16 protein-coding genes are annotated in these 18,137 nt (G+C 49.2%); 12 read left to right on the top strand and 4 right to left on the bottom strand.

The genetic code is table 11. The features are described 5' to 3' along the window. Nucleotides 1-75: 75 nt before the first annotated feature. A complete protein-coding gene (locus AC6R10_RS15010; RefSeq protein ID WP_500672731.1) occupies nucleotides 76-615 on the bottom strand; it encodes a DUF3332 domain-containing protein in 540 nt (179 codons plus the stop codon). 429 nt (nucleotides 616-1,044) lie between these two features. Between AC6R10_RS15010 and AC6R10_RS15005 the strand changes: the two genes are divergently transcribed. The 7 genes from AC6R10_RS15005 to AC6R10_RS14975 all read left to right on the top strand — a co-directional run bounded on the left by AC6R10_RS15005 (nucleotide 1,045) and on the right by AC6R10_RS14975 (nucleotide 11,419). Further along, nucleotides 1,045-2,277, top strand: a complete 1,233-nt coding sequence (locus AC6R10_RS15005; protein WP_487903392.1) for an L-lactate MFS transporter — start codon at nucleotides 1,045-1,047, stop codon at nucleotides 2,275-2,277. A 100-nt stretch (nucleotides 2,278-2,377) separates the two neighbouring features. Continuing rightward, a complete protein-coding gene (locus AC6R10_RS15000; RefSeq protein ID WP_500672730.1) occupies nucleotides 2,378-4,015 on the top strand; it encodes a VRR-NUC domain-containing protein in 1,638 nt (545 codons plus the stop codon). A 64-nt stretch (nucleotides 4,016-4,079) separates the two neighbouring features. After that, nucleotides 4,080-6,437 (top strand): fatty acid cis/trans isomerase, encoded by a 2,358-nt coding sequence (locus AC6R10_RS14995; protein ID WP_500672935.1) that lies wholly within the window; start codon nucleotides 4,080-4,082, stop codon nucleotides 6,435-6,437. Between the two features lie 38 nt (nucleotides 6,438-6,475). After that, complete coding sequence (locus AC6R10_RS14990; RefSeq protein WP_500672729.1) at nucleotides 6,476-6,664, top strand: hypothetical protein; 189 nt, start codon at nucleotides 6,476-6,478, stop codon at nucleotides 6,662-6,664. 259 nt (nucleotides 6,665-6,923) lie between these two features. Beyond that, entirely contained in the window at nucleotides 6,924-8,672 is a 1,749-nt protein-coding gene (locus AC6R10_RS14985; protein ID WP_500672728.1) for a formate--tetrahydrofolate ligase, read from the top strand. Nucleotides 8,673-8,801: 129 nt separating this feature from the next. Continuing rightward, on the top strand, nucleotides 8,802-10,691 hold the full coding sequence (locus tag AC6R10_RS14980; RefSeq protein WP_500672727.1) for a putative nucleotidyltransferase substrate binding domain-containing protein: 1,890 nt from the start codon (nucleotides 8,802-8,804) through the stop codon (nucleotides 10,689-10,691). Nucleotides 10,692-10,699: 8 nt separating this feature from the next. After that, complete coding sequence (locus AC6R10_RS14975; RefSeq protein WP_500625246.1) at nucleotides 10,700-11,419, top strand: 3'-5' exonuclease; 720 nt, start codon at nucleotides 10,700-10,702, stop codon at nucleotides 11,417-11,419. Nucleotides 11,420-11,513: 94 nt separating this feature from the next. Here AC6R10_RS14975 and AC6R10_RS14970 read toward each other — a convergent pair whose 3' ends face one another. After that, nucleotides 11,514-13,091, bottom strand: coding sequence for a BCCT family transporter (locus AC6R10_RS14970; RefSeq protein ID WP_500625245.1), 1,578 nt, complete (start codon nucleotides 13,089-13,091; stop codon nucleotides 11,514-11,516). Between the two features lie 426 nt (nucleotides 13,092-13,517). Here AC6R10_RS14970 and AC6R10_RS14965 point away from each other — a divergent pair, with 426 nt between their 5' ends. After that, on the top strand, nucleotides 13,518-13,994 hold the full coding sequence (locus tag AC6R10_RS14965; RefSeq protein ID WP_500628347.1) for a MarR family winged helix-turn-helix transcriptional regulator: 477 nt from the start codon (nucleotides 13,518-13,520) through the stop codon (nucleotides 13,992-13,994). A 35-nt stretch (nucleotides 13,995-14,029) separates the two neighbouring features. Here AC6R10_RS14965 and AC6R10_RS14960 read toward each other — a convergent pair whose 3' ends face one another. Next, complete coding sequence (locus AC6R10_RS14960; RefSeq protein WP_500672726.1) at nucleotides 14,030-14,485, bottom strand: Lrp/AsnC family transcriptional regulator; 456 nt, start codon at nucleotides 14,483-14,485, stop codon at nucleotides 14,030-14,032. Nucleotides 14,486-14,627: 142 nt separating this feature from the next. On the opposite strand from AC6R10_RS14960, the gene AC6R10_RS14955 reads away from it, so the two are divergent. After that, the gene (locus AC6R10_RS14955; RefSeq protein WP_500672725.1) at nucleotides 14,628-15,581 is read left to right on the top strand and encodes a DMT family transporter; all 954 of its coding nucleotides are present in this window, start codon (nucleotides 14,628-14,630) and stop codon (nucleotides 15,579-15,581) included. Between the two features lie 20 nt (nucleotides 15,582-15,601). Here the strand turns inward: AC6R10_RS14955 and AC6R10_RS14950 are convergent, their stop codons facing one another. Next, entirely contained in the window at nucleotides 15,602-15,859 is a 258-nt protein-coding gene (locus tag AC6R10_RS14950; protein ID WP_500672724.1) for a hypothetical protein, read from the bottom strand. A gap of 124 nt (nucleotides 15,860-15,983) precedes the next feature. Here AC6R10_RS14950 and AC6R10_RS14945 point away from each other — a divergent pair, with 124 nt between their 5' ends. The 3 genes from AC6R10_RS14945 (at nucleotide 15,984) to ylqF (ending at nucleotide 18,125) form a co-directional block, all read left to right on the top strand. Beyond that, a complete protein-coding gene (locus AC6R10_RS14945; protein ID WP_500672723.1) occupies nucleotides 15,984-16,301 on the top strand; it encodes a DUF1289 domain-containing protein in 318 nt (105 codons plus the stop codon). A gap of 297 nt (nucleotides 16,302-16,598) precedes the next feature. Beyond that, nucleotides 16,599-16,790 carry a hypothetical protein gene (locus AC6R10_RS14940; RefSeq protein ID WP_500633563.1) on the top strand — a complete coding sequence of 64 codons (192 nt, stop codon included), beginning with the start codon at nucleotides 16,599-16,601 and terminating at the stop codon, nucleotides 16,788-16,790. Between the two features lie 390 nt (nucleotides 16,791-17,180). Then, the gene (ylqF, locus tag AC6R10_RS14935; protein ID WP_487903378.1) at nucleotides 17,181-18,125 is read left to right on the top strand and encodes a ribosome biogenesis GTPase YlqF; all 945 of its coding nucleotides are present in this window, start codon (nucleotides 17,181-17,183) and stop codon (nucleotides 18,123-18,125) included. Nucleotides 18,126-18,137 lie beyond the last annotated feature (12 nt).

Here is an 18,137-nt window from a genome sequence, read left to right as displayed (position 1 = left end):
GTTGACTCGGATAATAGACTTATAGACGTGATAGAACACAAAAATCGCCCCAGAAGATTCTAGGGCGAGACTCGATTAGATGTGCGTGCTCACCACGTACTGTTCTAATTCTTGGTTTGATACAGTTGTGATCAACTCATCATTCAAGTAAAACGCCACACTCTCATCACCTTTGACGCCGGTAATCGTTTTGCTTGTTCCATCTAGGTAAGCGATGTCCATTTGTACGGTATTGGCGTCAATGGATTGAATCGTTGTGCTTTCAATCTCTTTCGCACTGGAAAGCGGGACATCCGTTAGAGACTTGTCCAACTTATCGTTTACCTTGATGTAGTTGTCGGTTGGCGTATCCACTACCGCAGGAGACTTCCCAGTGATTGGGTTAGTGCCCGTCCAAAACTCCACCGCGTTGACGATAAACAGGTCAGCGACACTGGCAATACCGTAAACCGGTGACAGCAAAACAAACAAACCTTCGCGGCCGTAGCGGTTATCTACCGCTTCTAGGTTGAATTTAGTGACAAGCCCAGTTGTCGCCATTTGTCCCATACAACCCGTCAGTGTGCTAACGCCTAACGCGGCAATCACCGCGACTTTTACTTTGCTTGATTTCATTATTGTCGTTCCATTGTTGATGATGGCGCGCATGCTAACGACAGAGTCATCGGTTTGAAAGAGATCGCCTCAGTTTTTTACCGAATGCTGACATGTTAAGTGTCTAATTACTCAGCACTTCTATCATTCCGACAAGATGATTAGCCCTTATCCTACACGCCACACCAATAACCCACTGACAACTTAGGACATAAACCGCGCAAATTGTAACCAGAACAGGCATGAATTGTTGCACCATTTTTAACAACAAAACAAATAGTTAACATCTCAATGTTTATTTTCCGTTTTGTCCCAAAAAGAGATTCCAATCACATATAGATTGGTTATAATTCGCGCCCGTTGCGTCTTATGTTGATAAACGCAAACAAAATTTGAGTATTCCGCCATTAACCCGCCTCTTCCCCCAGAAGAGACTCACAGAGAAGAATAATGAGCAAGATTGATAAAGCATCACGCATCCTGCTAGCAGGTTTCTGTATCAACCTCTGCCTTGGCATCTTGTATGCTTGGAGCGTATTTAACAAGGCACTCGTCACAGAAGCAGGCTGGAGCGCCGCTGAAGCTTCTGCCCCTTATGCCACTGCAACCATCACTTTCTCTATCTGTCTTTTAGTTGCGGGCATTCTTCAAGATCGCATGGGTCCACGTCTGATCCTAATTCTAGGTACAGTACTGACTGGTCTAGGTATGATTGCGTCTGGTTTTGCAACCACGCCGCTGATGCTCAACATCACCTTTGGTGTGATTACCGGTGCCGGTATCGGTTTTGGTTATGCATGTTTGTCTCCATCGGCGATGAAGTGGTTCCACTCCTCGAAGAAAGGTATGGTTAATGGTTTGATCGCGGCAGGCTTTGGCTTGGCAGCGATTTATCTTGCTCCTGTGACGTCTGCGCTGATTGACAGCATGGGCATTCAGACCAGCTTTATGGTGCTTGGTGCCGGTGTACTCGCGATTGCGGTTCCTCTTGCAGCCACCATCAACAACCCACCAGCAGGCTACACGCCAGCAGAACCAAAAGTAAAAGCGGGCGCGGCGCCAAAAGCAGTAAAAACTTCTGAGAACTTGTCTTGGAAAGCAATGCTGAAAACGCCTCAGTTCTACTCGCTTTGGGTTATGTACGCGTTTGCCGCGTCTGTAGGTTTGATGATCATTGGTAACATCACCACCATCGCAAGTGTTCAAGCAAACCTGCCAAATGCGGTTTACCTAGCGTCTATCCTTGCGGTCTTTAACTCTGGCGGTCGTGTTGCTGCGGGTATCTTGGCTGACAAAATTGGTGGTGTGCGCACTCTGCTTCTCGCATTCGTGTTGCAAGGCATCAACATGGTGCTTTTCGCTACCTTCAAATCAGAGTTCACACTGATCATCGGTACGGCGATAGCAGCGGTGGGTTACGGTACACTGCTAGCGGTATTCCCAACCTTGACAGCGGAATTCTACGGCCTGAAAAATTACGGCACGAACTACGGCGTACTCTACACTGCATGGGGTATCGGCGGTGCAATTGGTGCGGCAGTCGTTGGTTTCTCGATGACGCACGGCGAAGCATACGGCCTTGCCTACACCATCTCAGCAGTCATGATGGGGGTTTGTATCGTGCTAGCGCTAGTGACCAAACCGCTATCTGAAGCGAAAGTTGCTGAGTTGAAAAATGCCTAAACATTGATTTGTTTTGCAAAAGGCTTACCCTGTTCGGTAAGCCTTTTTTGTATTGACGTCTTTTTTTAACTCAACGTAATGTAGGACGAGACAGATTGTTATGGACGCTCAACCCACGCTCGCGCCCCATTATTACCTCGACAATTTTATCAAGCTCACTTCGCATGCTCAGCAGTGGTACAGCGACCTGCTGCATGAGGACGAGCAAGCGTGGTTGGCTCGCTTTAATATGCAGAGCCGCGATGCTCAGTGCTTGCTGGTTCGATTACTGAGCCGTAAAGGCGAATGGTTTCGCAGTGATAAGTTACACTATCCAGAAATCAGCAGTATCACCGAGGCGTTAAGCACACTCGAGCAACACGGTTTTATCCTTATTAATGGTCCGATTGATAAGCAAACCTTAGCCGCGTCATTGCTGACCAAACCCGAAATCGTCGCTCTGTTTTCACCGCTCAATAAGCAGCAAAAGAAAGAAGCCTTGGTGGCTGAGCTGCCCCGCGAGCCTTTTCTCACCGCTTCCGCGTTAGATTTTGACTGGATCAAGCTTGAGCAAGGCAGCATGCTCGATCTGCTTCTCACGCTGTTTTTCGCCAATACCCACCAAGATTTAAGTCAATTTGTCCTTGATGACTTGGGCCTTCATCGTTACGAACCCTATCCTCTGAGCCGCGAGCGGCGCTTTTTTCCAATCAGAGACGATGTCGATAGTCTGCTGCAACTCAGTCAGTTGAGTAAGCAATACCAACAAGGCGACAGAAAATGCGCCGACACACTGGTCACGCTAGCCGATCAGATCCCCACTTCGCATACTCACCCTTACGTGGAGCGCAAACGTCAACACCTCATCAATGATATCGCGCGTGATCTTGAGCGCGTCCAGCGTCTTGACGATGCGCTGACGCTGTATCAGCAAACAGATCTTCCTCCCACCCGTGAGCGACAAGCGCGCATTCTAGATAAGTTGAATAGAGATTTTAGTGACGTTGTCACTAAAATGTTACATACACCAAGAGACCAAGCTGAGTACGAAGTCGCGCTCAAGTTGCAACAACGATTAAAGCGCAAGCAGGGAGAGCGCGTACCCAGGGCGCAAAAGCCTGCGCACGATGCGATGCACGTTGCGCTTGACCTCTCTCGAGAACGGGTTGAGTTGGCGGTGAAAGCTCACTTAGAAGCGCAAGGTTGGCAGGTCTATTTTTGTGAAAATGCGCTCCTCAATGGCTTATTTGGTTTGGCATTTTGGCCTGCCATCTTTGCGCCCGTCGAAGGGGCATTCATCAATGCTTACCAATATCGCCCGCTTGATCTCTACCATTCAGATTTCGCAAGCAAACGCCGCGAAGAGATTGAGCATGTGATGCAAACTCTACAAGGGCGCGACTGGTCAGCACTGCTCACGACCTATCGGGACAAACACGCCACCAACAATGCGTTTGTACAGTGGTCGCTATTGGACGAAGCACTGCTTAGTCTAGCGTTAAACACCATTCCAACACCCACACTGATCGCTTTGTTTCGCATTTTATTGAGCGATCTTAAGCTGTATCGCAATGGCCAGCCGGATCTGATTGCCTTTAAAGAGGGTCAATATCAATGGATAGAAGTCAAAGGACCCGGTGACAAACTGCAAGATAACCAATGGCGCTGGATTAAACACTTCACACGGCTTGAAGTACCTTTTTCGGTCTGTTATGTCACGCACCAGGCGGAACCTTATTCGAGCGAAAATGCGCATTAATTTGCACTATCGCTCAGTTTTTGCTGCAATTCATCTATCACTGACCAGCGGAATCATCCAAATCATGAATCCAAAAAAGATCTTGAGCCTACTTACCGTGCTCTTGTTTGCCGGCTGTGCCACCTATGCTGGCCTGAATTACGATCAGCTGTTTGGCATAGAGCAAGTGCGCGAGCGCCGAGTCGACGCGAGCGATACACGACACGATTTCTTTCATGCTCAAGTCAAACCTATTCTTGATAAACGCTGTGTGGTTTGCCACGCCTGCTACGACGCCCCTTGCCAGCTCAAGATGTCGTCAGTTGAAGGAATAGAACGAGGTGGCAGCAAGGAACTGGTCTATCAAGGTACGCGATTGACTGCCGCAAGCCCGACGCGTCTGTTTGAAGACGCGCAAACCACACAGCAGTGGCGCGAGCTCGGCTTTCACCCGATTTTAAACGAGCGCAATCAAACGCCAACCGCCAACCTAGAGGCGGGCTTGATGGCGAAAATGTTGTTGCAAAAAGAGGCGCACCCACTACCCAAACAAGTTCAACTTGAAGGTTTTGATTTTGCTATTGACCGAAGCCAAGTGTGCCCAACCATGGATGAGTTTGAGCAATACCAAGCGGATCACCCAACTTGGGGAATGCCCTACGGCATGCCGAATTTACCCCAACAGGAATACGCGACTCTCATGGCCTGGTTGCAAGGCGGCGCGACGATGAGCGCTCCGCTGCCGCTTAGCCTCGAGCAGCAGCAACATGTTGATCAGTATGAAGCGCTGCTTAATCTCCCTTCTCGTAAAGGTCAGTTGACTGCGCGCTATCTCTATGAGCATCTGTTTCTCTTCCATCTTTATTTCTCTGAGATAGACGATGCGAAGCCGAGATTCTTCACTATCGTACGCTCAGCAACCCCACCGGGCGAGCCGGTTCAGCGCATTGCCACTCGCAGGCCGTACGATGATCCGGGCGTGGCGCGCGTATACTACCGCTTGATCCCTGAGGAAGGCACTATTGTCGATAAGACGCACATGCCCTATGCGCTTAATCAGCAGCGCTACCACAACTGGAAAAGCTGGTTTATTGATGTTGAGTATGACGTCGCGACCTTACCCAGTTATGAGCCTGATGTCGCGGCGAATCCCATGACGGCCTTTATCGATCTACCCGTCAAAGCGCGCTTCAACTACTTGCTCGACAACGCACAAAATACCATCAACGCCTTCATCAAAGGGCCGGTATGCCGAGGACAATTGGCGCTCAATGTCATCAATGACCGATTTTGGGTCTTTTTCTTAGATCCCGATAAATCGGATATTCCGCAAGTGAATGAGTTTTATCGCTCGCAAGCCGACAACCTAAAACTTCCCGCTGAGCTGGAAAGCAATACGCTGCCGATTGCCAATTGGGTCAGTTATTCCAAGCAGCAAGCGCGCTATTTGAAAGCGAAATCTGAGTTCACCAATCAGTGGTTTAAAGACGGCAAACACCTGACCACCGATATCATCTGGACAGGCGGTGGCACGAACCCCAATGCCGCTCTCACGGTATTTCGCCATTTTGATAGTGCGTCGGTGGTCCAAGGGTTAGTCGGCACGCCACCAAAAACCGCCTGGGTGCTTGATTATGCCTTGTTAGAGCGCATTCATTACCTCCTTGTGGCAGGCTTTGATGTCTATGGCAACTTTGGCCACCAATTGATGACGCGCATGTTTATGGACTTCCTGCGCCTAGAGGGAGAAAGTAATTTTGTCGCCTTACTTCCTCAAGAGGTTCGTCATCAAGAGCATTCGAGCTGGTATCAAGATCAGAGCGCTCAGTTGAGTGATTTCTTACAGCGCAACGTCGAACCCTTCAACCAACCAACGCAAGTGCGCTATGCCAGCGATGATCCGAAAGCGGAGCTGTATGACATTCTCCAAACCCAACTCGCCCCCGTACTGTCCAACCGTTTCAAGATTGAGCAAACAGGCCTAAGTGAGCGCAGTGAAGCAAGCCTGAGACGTATCGATGCAATACAAGGTGAAGGTCTGGTCCATTTGCCACAAAGCCTGATGATCATGGTGCGCGCGCCAAGCGGACAAGAGCAGTTGTTTACTCTGCTACACAATAACGCTCACACCAATATTTCTAGCTTGTTTAATGAAGAGAGTAACCGTGATTTCGCCAATGATGATTTAACCTTAGTGCGCGGAGTGATCGGTAGCTATCCGGCTGCGTACCTATCGTTGGAGGAATCTGAGGTCGATCAGTTGGTCGAATCATTAGAAGCACTGCGAACCGAAGACGATTACATTAAGATACTGGATCAATTCGCGATTCGCCGCAGTTCTGATGAATTCTGGCCGTTCAGTGACCGCGTGCACGAGTGGTATAAAGCGGATCAACCGATCGAATTTGGATTGCTGGACTATAATCGTTTTGAAAACAGATAAACGCTTTAATTGGGTTTAACGTGTTATCGGAGGTAGTTATGGGACTTCAAGACAATATCCGAGCATTGGAGCAACAAATCTATGTCGCGTGCTCCGAAGGTGATTACGACACCGTACAGATGTTAGAGCACCAACTCGACAGCTTGAGAAACCGGTCATCCCACACCCGTGATGACTCCCCTTATGCAACCGAAGGGAAGCTCTATCCGGAAGACGACTGGTACTAACTATAGTTGCTCAGTCAACTGGGCCGCCTCACTCGCCCTGCCTTGCAGGGCGTTTTATTATTCTGTCACTCGCTCTGTTCATTCCAACATTGTTCGTTGAGTTATTGGCCTACATGTCCAACCCAATTTTCGTAGGCGTTCTTAGCCCAATCCGCTAAAATAATCCATCACTAAAAAGCGCTTTACAACGCAGTATTACACGCTATCATTCGTGCGCAAACGTTTGCCTCACTTTTTTAGTCTGTATTTTGAGGGTTTTATGCTGTCCGATATTGAAATCTGTCGCACGACATCACTGCAATCTATCGATCAGGTTGCGCTTAACGCTGGATTAACGGAATCAGAGTTTCACAGCCAAGGAAAATATAAGGCCAAAATCTCACTGAGCACACTGAAAAGGCTCGATGATCAACCTACAGGCAAGCTAATCGTCGTGACCGCGATTACTCCAACCCCTCTTGGCGAAGGCAAAACCGTCACCACGATTGGCCTTGCGCAAGGATTGAAAAAGTTGGGGCGCTCAGTAATGGCGTGCATTCGTCAACCTTCTATGGGGCCCGTGTTTGGCGTCAAAGGCGGAGCAGCCGGCGGCGGTTACTCTCAAGTCGCACCGATGGAAGAGTTGAACTTACACCTCACTGGCGATATTCATGCTGTGAGCGCTGCCCACAACCTCGCGGCGGCCGCCATTGACGCGCGTCTGTATCATGAACAGCGCAACGGCTATGACGATTTCGAAACGCGCAGTGGACTCAAAGCGCTGCGTATTGATCCAGAGCGCATCGTATGGAAACGCGTAATGGATCATAATGACCGTGCACTGCGCATGATCAGCGTGGGTCAGAACGAGCCAGGTAAAACCATCAATGGGTTTGAGCGCCAAGATGGCTTTGACATCTCAGCCGCATCTGAACTGATGGCCATTCTAGCCCTTGCCAGCAACCTGAGCGATTTACGCCAGCGTATCGGCCGCGTCGTACTGGCTTATGATCTCGATGGGCAGCCCGTGACCGCAGAAGATTTGCAAGTCGCCGGCGCAATGGCGGTGTGTATGAAAGACGCCATCGAACCCACGTTAATGCAAACGCTAGAAGGTGTGCCGACCTTGATCCACGCAGGGCCTTTCGCCAATATTGCTCACGGTAACTCATCCATCATCGCAGACAATATCGCCACCAAGTTGGCCGACTTCACGGTCACCGAAGGCGGCTTTGGCTCAGACATGGGCTTTGAAAAAGCGTGCAACATCAAAGCGCAATTCTCTGGTAAGGCTCCCGATTGCGCCGTCATTGTGGCAACGTTGCGCGGACTTAAAGCCAACTCTGGCTGTTACGACTTAAAGCCGGGTCAAGCCTTGCCCGACGCCCTATTCCATGATGATAAAGACGCGCTGCACGCTGGATTTGAAAACCTCAAATGGCACATCAACAATGTCAACAAGTACGGCGTGCCGGCCGTTGTAGCCATCAACCGATTCCCGCAAGACAGCGAACAAGAGCTCGCCGAGCTGAAAGCGCTGATCGAAGCTCTGCCAAACAATGTCGCCATTTCTATCAGCGAAGGCTTTGCCCTTGGTGGTGAAGGCACTCGTGAGCTTGCCGCCAAGATGGTGGAACAAACGCAGACGAACGCGAGCTTTAAGCCACTGTATCAACTCTCCCAATCACTGGAAGAGAAACTGATGGCGGTAACAGAAACAGGCTATGGCGCTGCGTCCATCACGCTCAGTGAGCTGGCGAAAGCGCAACTGGTCCAGTTCAAGCAACAAGGCTTTGATCACCTTGCCGTCTGTATGGCAAAAACGCCCATGTCCATCTCGACTGATGGCGCAGTCAAAGGGGCGCCTAGTCACTTTGATGTGCCAGTACGTGAACTCAAGCTGTGTGCAGGTGCCGGTTTTATCTACGCCCTGTGTGGCAACGTGATGACGATGCCTGGTCTCCCTGATAAACCGGCGTTTATGAACCTTGATCTCGACGATGACGGCAACATCATCGGGCTGAGCTAAACCTTAGCGAGTTAGATTGTAACCAGGCTTAGGCACTGTGCCTAAGCCTTTATTTTTTAAGCCACTGCGCCACTTTTCATCCTGGATGTTGTACCATTGACACTCAGTCAGCCAACAGTGGACCCCGTCATGGAAGCCGAACTACTCGAAATCAAAAACTTCCTCGCCCAACACCCGCCTTTCGATGAACTCGAAGATGAGGTGCTCAACACCGTCACGAAAAGCATAGAAATCTCTTATTTTCGTGAAGATACGCCTGTCATCCACTTTGGCGATGAAATTCACGACCTGTATATGGTGCGCAGTGGCGTCATTGAAGTCTACCGCCGCAAAGGGGAGCTCTATAACCGAATCGATGAGGGCGCCTTATTTGGCCAAATGGGGCTACTGACCAACAACAAAGTCCGCTTCCCGGCCAAAGCCATCACCGACACCCTACTCTATTGCATTCCCGAAGCGGTGTTCCAGCACCTCTACGACAACTACGAATCCTTTGCCGATTTTGTTGAAGTACAAGACAGTGCGCGTCTGCGCCATGCGATTTCCACCTCAACCGAGCAAAACGATCTCACCACGTCTAAGGTGCGCACCTTGCTGACCGGTGAAGCACCGTACATCTACAAAACCGAGTCGATTCAAAATGCGGCAATCAAGATGGCCGATGAGAACGTCTCTTCATTGTTGATTTATGATGCTGATATCGTCGAGAGCGATGAAGAAGACACCAACCCATTAGTCGGGATCATTACCGACCGCGATTTGTGCACACGCGTGCTCGCGCAGGGTCTTAACCCCGCAGACCAAGTGGCGGACGTGATGACTACCGAACTCATCTCCCTTGATCACAACGCCTACGTTTATGAAGCCATGCTCACCATGCTGCGCTACAACGTGCACCATTTACCTGTGCTAAAAGACAAAAAACCGATAGGCATCATTGAGGCTACCGATATCGTTCGCTACGAGTCGCAAAACTCTCTGCTACTGGTAAGCACCATCTTCCAGCAACAAAGCATTGATGAATTGGCGGTGTTGTCCCAACAAGTGAAGGACAGTTTCGTCCGTCTGGTGAACGAAGACGCCAACTCGCACATGGTCGGCAGCGCGATGTCGGTGATTGGTCGTAGCTTTAAGCAGCGTATCATCGAGTTGGCGGAAGAAGAGCTCGGCGAAGCGCCCATTCCCTATTGCTTTGTCGCACTGGGATCGATGGGGCGGGATGAGCAGCTATTAGTTACCGACCAAGACAACGCCATTATTCTCGATAACAGTTTCGATAAAAATCTGCACGATGACTATTTTGCACAGCTCGCCAAACGGGTCTGTGATGGGCTTGATCGCTGCGGCTACCAATACTGCACCGGCGACATTATGGCGACAAACCCCGACTGGCGAATGACACGCACCGAATGGGAAGAGTGTTTTGCCGATTGGATTGACGATCCAAACCCTAAGGCGCTGCTCAATGCCTCTATTTTCTTTGACTTAGATGGCGTGTATGGCAGGCTCAAGTTCGCTGAGCAGCTCAATGGTTTTATCGTCCGCCGCGCCCGTAAGAACAACCGTTTTCTCGCGTGTTTGGCGCGCAATGCCATGAACCGCACCCCACCACTTGGCTTTTTTAAAGATTTTGTGATGGAAAAAGACGGTCAGCACAAAAACTCGATCAACTTAAAACGTCGTGGCACCGCGCCACTCGCTGACCTTATCCGTGTGCATGCACTGGCGGTTGGCTCTCGCTCAAGAAATTCATTCGAACGTCTTGATGACATTCAAGAAGCGGGTATTTTGCCAAAAGGCAAAGCGCGAGATTTGCGTGACGCGTTGGAATTTATCTCCATGGTACGTATCCGCCACCAAGCCTATGATGTGGAAAATGAGATTGAACCAGACAACAACATCGAGCCTGAGCACTTGTCTGATTTTGAACGACGCAACCTCAAAGATGCGTTTCAGATATTGAGTAATGCGCAGAACTTCCTCAAGTTCCGCTATCAAGCGAGCAACAACTTTAAGTAGGCGACACTATGCTAAATCGACTCAAATTCGCTGGCAGTATAGACTGGCCGAACAAGTTCCAACAAAAGCTCGCACTGACTCAAGATGAGCGACTGCTGCGCTACTACCAAGCGGGTGTGCCTGCGCTCGACACCCCAATTAGCGAGGTGAAGTTTCTTGCGATGGATTTTGAAACCACCGGCCTTGATGCCAATCAAGATGACATCATCACCATAGGGACTGTGCCCTTTGATCTTAATCGAATCTACATGAATCAGGCCAAGCATTGGACCGTTCGTCCCCGTCAGCAGTTAGCGGAAGAGTCGGTGGTCATTCATGGCATTACCCACTCAGATGTGCTGGACGCTCCGGATTTGTCTGCTGTGTTTGATCAAGTATTAGAGCAAATGGCGGGTAAGATCACCGTGGTTCACTATCAAAAAATCGAACGCGAATTTTTCGATCAAGCGCTGCGCACTCGCATTAATGAAGGCATTGAGTTTCCGGTGGTCGACACCATGCAACTTGAAATCGAATGGCAGAAGAAACAGACCCAGGGCATCATCAATCGGATTAAAGGCAAAAAACCACAATCGGTCCGTTTAGCGGCCAGTCGCACACGTTACGGTCTGCCACAATACACGCCACATCATGCCCTGACCGATGCGATCGCAACTGCTGAGCTTCTTCAAGCGCAAATCGCCTATCGCTTTGCACCTTCAACGCCCATTGGCAAACTGTGGATTTAATTGGCTTTAAGTCGTGGATTTCGATTTTAGCGAGGCATAAAAAACGGGAGACCTTCGAGTCTCCCGTTTTATTTTCACTTATTGATGGAATAAGTTACTGGTTGTATTTCTCAGTACGCATACCGAGTATCAAGCTGACACACATCAACAGCAGGACAATCGTGAACGGCAGCGCGGTTGAAATCGCACCCGCTTGGAGCGCTTGAATCGCTTCCGTACCACCAATCCAGAGTAGCGCAACCGCAATCGCCCCTTCCATGAAGGCCCAGAATACACGTTGCAGGACAGGTGCATCCACTTTACCACCAGCGGTAATGCTGTCGATAACCAGTGAGCCTGAGTCCGATGAGGTGATAAAGAACACCAAGACCAGTACCACTGCAATCACAGAGAGCATCGTGCCCATTGGCAGCACATCAAACATCTGGAACATCGCTAGCGACACATCCGTCAAGCCGTTGGCACCTAGCTCACCAATGTTGTTGACCACTTGATCAATCGCAATGCCACCGAAGACCGACATCCAAAGCAAGGTAACGGCGGTAGGGACAAGCAATACTGCGGTCATGAACTCGCGCACAGTACGACCTTTAGAAACGCGAGCAATGAACATACCGACAAATGGCGACCATGAAATCCACCAAGCCCAGTAGAAAACAGTCCAACCTTGGAACCAAGCAACGTCTTCACGACCATGCGGGTTACTTAACGGGATGATGTTTTCAACGTACGCCATCAGCGTTGTGCCGATGTTGCCAAACGTAACCGCATAACCAATCAGAGCCACCAAAATCAGCAGCACGAACGCTACCAACATGTTGATGTTACTGATCACTTTTACGCCACCGTCGATACCACGAACAACCGATACCACCGCCAGTAATGTCACAATAGTAATCACGACAATCTGTAGCCCTAGGCCGGCATCAATACCGAAGACATGGTGAATACCACTGGCCGCTTGTTGCGCGCCAAGACCAAGAGACGTGGCCAAACCAAACAAGGTCGCCAAAACCGCGAGGATGTCCACCACGTGACCTGCCCAGCCCCAAGCGCGATCGCCCAGAAGTGGATAGAAAATAGAGCGGATTGAGAGCGGTAAGCCTTTATTATATGCAAAGAACGCAAGTGACAGTGCCACCACGCCATAGATAGCCCACGGGTGCAGACCCCAGTGGAACATGGTTGCGCCCATAGCCAGTTTGGCGGCGGCTTCTGTGTTGGCTTCCACACCCAGTGGCGTTTCATACCATCCGGTGAAATACGCAACGGGCTCTGCCACACTCCAGAACATCAGTCCGATACCCATACCAGCAGCAAACAGCATAGACAGCCAGGAGATGAACGAATAGTCCGCCGTCGCTTGTTGACCACCCAGTCGGATTTTTCCAAGTGGTGAGACAATCAACGCCAAGCAGAAGATCACGAAAATGTTGCCCGACCAAATGAACAGCCAATCAAAGCTGCCAATGATTTGCCATTTTAGGCCATCTAACGCAGATTTAGCCGACTCCGCATCAAGCACTAGCGTCGCTACCAAGAACAACGCGATCAAACCCGCGCTGATCCCAAAAACAGGGTTGTGAACATCAAACCCCCATTTCTGCACATTATCTTGCCCGACAGTGTAGTCGGTGCTATCGATACTGTACTTATCTATACCCTTAGTCATCGTTCCTCTCTTAGATGATTAGTGCGTGTGTTCGAGCTTGTTGACATAAAAATCATTAGTCGTAAAACTAATATCCTGCGCTTTACGACGCATTGCTAACGAAGTTCAAGCTCGTCGCGAACGCACACATTGTACTCACCCATATAAAATGTTCCATTAAACCTCGGTTAAACGTTCACTTTTTACTCAAAAAGGTTAGCAGAAGTTCAATTTTTAAACAAAACCCTCACTCAATGCTGACATATTTTTGTTTGAATTCTAAACATTTGAACTCTACTAAATTCCTCACTACACTTCTTCTTAATGATAATTTACACGATGGGTGGTCAGTCAAACGCCTGAAAGAACAGTGATCTTTACACTTCAAATGATTCACTAATTAAGGTATTTTCCCCGCTCCATCGCGACGTTAATAGAGGTATCAAGTTGGATAAGCACGAAGAAGTCTTGGTTTCACTCCGCCAAATCATGCGCGCTATTGATTTGCACTCGAAGAAACTGAGTAAAGAGTCGGGTCTAACCGGGCCACAATTAATACTCATGCGCTCGATTCGAGAACTCGGTGAAGTGACCATTCGTGAGCTATCTAACCACACCAACATGAGTCAGGCGACGGCCACTACCATCCTTGACCGCCTCGAGCGCAATGATCTGGTTAAGCGCGTGCGCAGCGTGCAAGACAAACGCAAGGTACACGCTCATTTAACTGACAAAGGCCGTCAAGTGCTTAGCGAAGCACCAATGCCACTGCAGCAAAGCTTCATCAATAAGTTTCAAAAGCTCGAGGAGTGGGAACAGTCGTTGTTACTCTCGTCCGTCCAACGCATTTCCGCCATGATGAATGCCGAAGACATCGAAGCGGCGCCAGTGCTAGAGCTGGGTAGCATCATCAAGCCAGAATAATTCGCCGCGTTGCTTACCGTGATCAAGGTGAGTGGCTAACGGTAGATTGGCCACTCACTCGATGCTTTCACTTGGCGAATCGATAAATGGGTGTGAATGTCTTTCACATGATTGAGAGTCTGTAACTTGCGTGTAAATGCTTCATAGCCACTCAAATCGCGTGCCGCAACCTCAAGTAGATAGTCGTACGCCCCCGACACCACATGACAGCTCACCACCTCTTCCATCTCAATCACATCTTGTTCGAAACTGGAGATAGAGCTCGCCTGATGGTTGTTTAAGCTCACTTCGACAAATACTGTCATTCCAACCCCAATATGCCCCGTGTCTAACTTTGCATGATAGCCGCTGATCACCCCACTCTCCTCTAAGCGCTTAATTCGCCTCGCACAAGGTGACGATGACAGTCCGACTTTCTCCGCTATTTGCGCCGCAGATTGACGCGAATCTCGCTGCAATAGCGAGAGAATGTGTTTATCAATTCGATCCATACTACGTTGCCTATATCACTCAAAAAATGGTTTATCATTAGCAAAATCTGGCACACATTAAGTAGATTCCCACTCACTTTGCCATCTTTAACCCCATCATACGATTCATACTTAGCAAATGATAATTAAATGTTAAAGCATTATGTTCACAGGCTATCTTGCCATGCTGGCAACCCTCCTGATGTGGTCAGGCTTTTTTCTTTCGCTCCGTATGGGCGCTCAATCTACATTGACTCTGGCTGATATTGCGCTGCTGCGTTTTATGCTGCCCGCAATTGTCCTATTGCCCTTTGTCATCAAACACACAGCGGCAATTCGACATACGCCTTGGAGGCTGAAACTAGGCTTACTGGTCGGGTGCGGCCTTCCCTATCTATGGGTCGCGGGTAATGGAATGCAGCTTGCGCCGGTTTCCGATGGCAGCGCACTTATCCCAGGCACCTTACCTCTGTTTGTCACGGCGCTTGCGGTGTTGGTTTATCGTCAATCACTGAGCTACCATAGAGTGATAGGCTTATGCCTGATTGTGGTTGGCATCGCGATATTTCTGCATTATGGGGCCAGTGCGGGCCACCATCAGCTTAATGGTTACCTTGTCTTGCTTGTGGCGAGTTTCATGTGGAGTGTGTTTACGATTTGCGCCAGAGTCGCCGCGCTCAACGCCTTAGCCGTCGCAGGATGGGTATCATTGCTTTCAAGCTTGACGTTAGCACTCTTGATAGGGACTGGGGTCGTGCCGAGCACCTTAGCCAGTGTCGACGTCACCCTGTGGCCGTACGATGAATTACTCCGCCACCTTTTACTGCAAGGCGTTGGAGCGGGCATTATTGCCGCCTTTACCTACCTTCATGCCATTGCTCACCTTGGCGCTGAACGCAGCGCGGCGTTTGCAGCGACGACACCTGTTATCGCGACGCTCTTAGCTTGGTTTTTCTTGCAAGAAAGTGCCAACGCGGTGAGCTTGCTCGCCCTCGGCTGTATATCGCTTGGCAGTATTATCGCCAGCAATGTCTTTTTAAAAAATGATCAGTCGGTCGCTTTTACTGTCAAACCCTATACTGTCAAACCGAAGGCAGCGAACGCCAAACAACCTTAATGCACCTTAGTGGACAAGCGTTAGACAGAAAGTTTGATAAACGCGGCGGGAATGATCACACACAGCCCATAGACCCATAAAGGGATCCAACGACCTTTTTGATGAATGAGTACGGGTGAGCAGACAAACAGGCCAATCAGTACCAACAAGGCGCTGCCCGGCGCCCATTGCTCAACTAAAGCGATAACCACCAAATAGCTGATAATAAACCATTGCGGTAAGTGCAGTTTTAACCCGAGCGCGAGTGAGAAAAGTAGAGCAGCAAGCAAAGACAACATAGGTGACTCTTTATTATGATTTGGATTAAATATTAATGAGAACCATTATCAAAAACAAGTCATTTTTACGCGCGATTCGAACGTGCTATCCTCTGCGCACCAATCTTCTAACACCTAGCGATTTATGAAAACACCTTGCATTGCAGCATGTAAAAACAATGGCGGAATCTGTAGCGGTTGTCACCGTACTATGGACGAAATCGTTCAGTGGTCTCAGCACTCTGATGAACAACGTGATCACATCATGGACTCACTCAGCGGGCAACAGAGCACACACACGTGTCCTCAGTGTGCCAGCCCTACTCAGTGTGACATTAGCCTAGGCAAATCAACATGTTGGTGCTTTTCGCTCGAAGAACGCGACAAATCGACGCTCAATGACGATACTTCTCGTGATCTTTGCTTATGTCGCCGTTGCCTTAGTGCACTGCCGTTGGCCTAAAACGCCCACAATTTTAGGGGTAAGATAAAAAATCGACCTATCGAACAAAAAAGTTGTAACCAAGCTTGTCATTCACGACAAAAATGAATCCATACACTATTAAACAACTTGCACTGAGTTCACAAAAACCGCGTTAATGTATATGAAATTCATCTAAAAGCCTTCAGCACTATTCACTGTCATCATTGATCAATAAATAGACAGCAAACTATGTCAAATTGCTATTTTTTCGTCATTTGAGTCGAGGATTCGCACGCGCTAGGATGACTAAAATAACGACATAATGAGGGCTTACCTATGGAAAAACTCTTCGCTTCAGCACTGGAACTCAAACAGCGTACCCAAGTGACAAGTCTATTTGCCATGAACGGTTTCAAGATTATCGACACCGACTTTGACCAAGTGATCTTCGAACGCTTGGGCACAAAAATTCAAGTCCATTTTGATCGCTCAGCTAACGCGCGCGCACTCGCCGTACTCGATAGTTAAACACTTCAGAGCTCCCCTACTTCCGCCAACGTGTTGACCTCCCCCAGGTAAGCACTCAGGCTCTAAAAGTCGCGGTAAATAGGCCGCGACTTTTTGTAGCACTCCACATCCCGATTCAGTAAGAACCTCACTAACGCCCAGCTCGCCGGCGGTTGCGAATCCACCAATATTCACGTCCTTTCACTCACTGCTGCTGTTTTTTGTCCTCTAATCAGCTCGGTAGCCATAACGCTAAGAAGAATAAAATGGTAACATCGCGCCAATAGATAAGTGTGTATTGAGCAAGCAGACACATCGCTAGCCCGTGGTATCAGCGGCAAACTTAAGATTAATGGGGCGACTCATTTCTCATCTGGCTCAAGCACAAAAGAGTAATTACAAGGTATTCAAATGGTTAACAACACAATTCAATGGTTTCCTGGCCACATGCACAAAGCGCGCAAGGAGATCGAAGAAGCCATTCCGCAAGTGGATGTCATTATTGAAGTGCTCGATGCTCGTATCCCGTTTAGCAGCGAAAACCCGATGATCTCTCAACTACGCGGAGAGAAACCTGTGGTTAAAGTGCTCAACAAGCGCGATCTTGCCGATCCTGAGCTTACTCAATTGTGGATCGAGCACTTTGAGAAAGAGCACAACGTGAAGGCGATGGCCATCACCACACAAAATCCCCAAGAAGTTCATAAAATCCTCGAGCTTTGTCGCAAGCTGGCGCCACATCGTGAAGAGATCGGCAAAAACGTTCGCACCATGATCATGGGTATTCCCAACGTCGGCAAGTCGACCATCATCAACACACTGGCTGGTCGTGTGATTGCACAAACCGGTAACCAGCCTGCCGTGACTCGACGCCAACAACGCATCAACTTGCAAAATGGCATCGTGCTGTCAGACACGCCGGGAATTTTGTGGCCGAAAGTTGAAAACCCGCACAGTGGGTTCCGACTCGCCGCAACGGGCGCAGTAAAAGACACAGCAATGGAATACGATGAAGTCGCATTCTACACCGTTGAGTACTTAGCCAAAGCGTATCCAGAGCGCCTAAAAGAGCGTTACCAAATTGAAGAGTTACCAGAAACCGATATTGAGCTGATGGAAGAGATCGGTCGACGCCGCGGCGCACTACGCACAGGTGGGCGCGTGGATCTGCACAAATGCTCAGAAATCCTTTTGCATGAGCTGCGCGGCGGAACACTGGGTCAATTGACTCTGGAACGCCCAGAGATGATCACCCAAGAGTTGATCGAAGTCGAAATCGAAGCGGCCCGCAAAGCAGAAGAGAAAGCGAAGAAGAAAGAAGAGCGTCGTAAGCGTTACTTGAAAAACAAACGCTAAGGCCGTTTAGGA

It is taken from the genome of Vibrio sp. R12-SG2-ISO1 (assembly GCF_059834045.1).
This window is presented reverse-complemented; position numbering and strand designations above follow the sequence as displayed.

Coding starts and splice junctions, on each gene's coding strand:
- AC6R10_RS15000 (WP_500672730.1), top strand. CDS start 2,378: ATGGACGCTCAACCCACGCTCGCGCCCCATTATTACCTCGACAATTTT.
- AC6R10_RS14970 (WP_500625245.1), bottom strand. CDS start 13,091: ATGACTAAGGGTATAGATAAGTACAGTATCGATAGCACCGACTACACT.
- AC6R10_RS14940 (WP_500633563.1), top strand. CDS start 16,599: ATGGAAAAACTCTTCGCTTCAGCACTGGAACTCAAACAGCGTACCCAA.
- AC6R10_RS15005 (WP_487903392.1), top strand. CDS start 1,045: ATGAGCAAGATTGATAAAGCATCACGCATCCTGCTAGCAGGTTTCTGT.
- AC6R10_RS14960 (WP_500672726.1), bottom strand. CDS start 14,485: ATGGATCGAATTGATAAACACATTCTCTCGCTATTGCAGCGAGATTCG.
- AC6R10_RS14955 (WP_500672725.1), top strand. CDS start 14,628: ATGTTCACAGGCTATCTTGCCATGCTGGCAACCCTCCTGATGTGGTCA.
- AC6R10_RS14990 (WP_500672729.1), top strand. CDS start 6,476: ATGGGACTTCAAGACAATATCCGAGCATTGGAGCAACAAATCTATGTC.
- AC6R10_RS14985 (WP_500672728.1), top strand. CDS start 6,924: ATGCTGTCCGATATTGAAATCTGTCGCACGACATCACTGCAATCTATC.
- AC6R10_RS14945 (WP_500672723.1), top strand. CDS start 15,984: ATGAAAACACCTTGCATTGCAGCATGTAAAAACAATGGCGGAATCTGT.
- AC6R10_RS14995 (WP_500672935.1), top strand. CDS start 4,080: ATGAATCCAAAAAAGATCTTGAGCCTACTTACCGTGCTCTTGTTTGCC.
- AC6R10_RS14975 (WP_500625246.1), top strand. CDS start 10,700: ATGCTAAATCGACTCAAATTCGCTGGCAGTATAGACTGGCCGAACAAG.
- AC6R10_RS14980 (WP_500672727.1), top strand. CDS start 8,802: ATGGAAGCCGAACTACTCGAAATCAAAAACTTCCTCGCCCAACACCCG.
- AC6R10_RS14950 (WP_500672724.1), bottom strand. CDS start 15,859: ATGTTGTCTTTGCTTGCTGCTCTACTTTTCTCACTCGCGCTCGGGTTA.
- ylqF (WP_487903378.1), top strand. CDS start 17,181: ATGGTTAACAACACAATTCAATGGTTTCCTGGCCACATGCACAAAGCG.
- AC6R10_RS15010 (WP_500672731.1), bottom strand. CDS start 615: ATGAAATCAAGCAAAGTAAAAGTCGCGGTGATTGCCGCGTTAGGCGTT.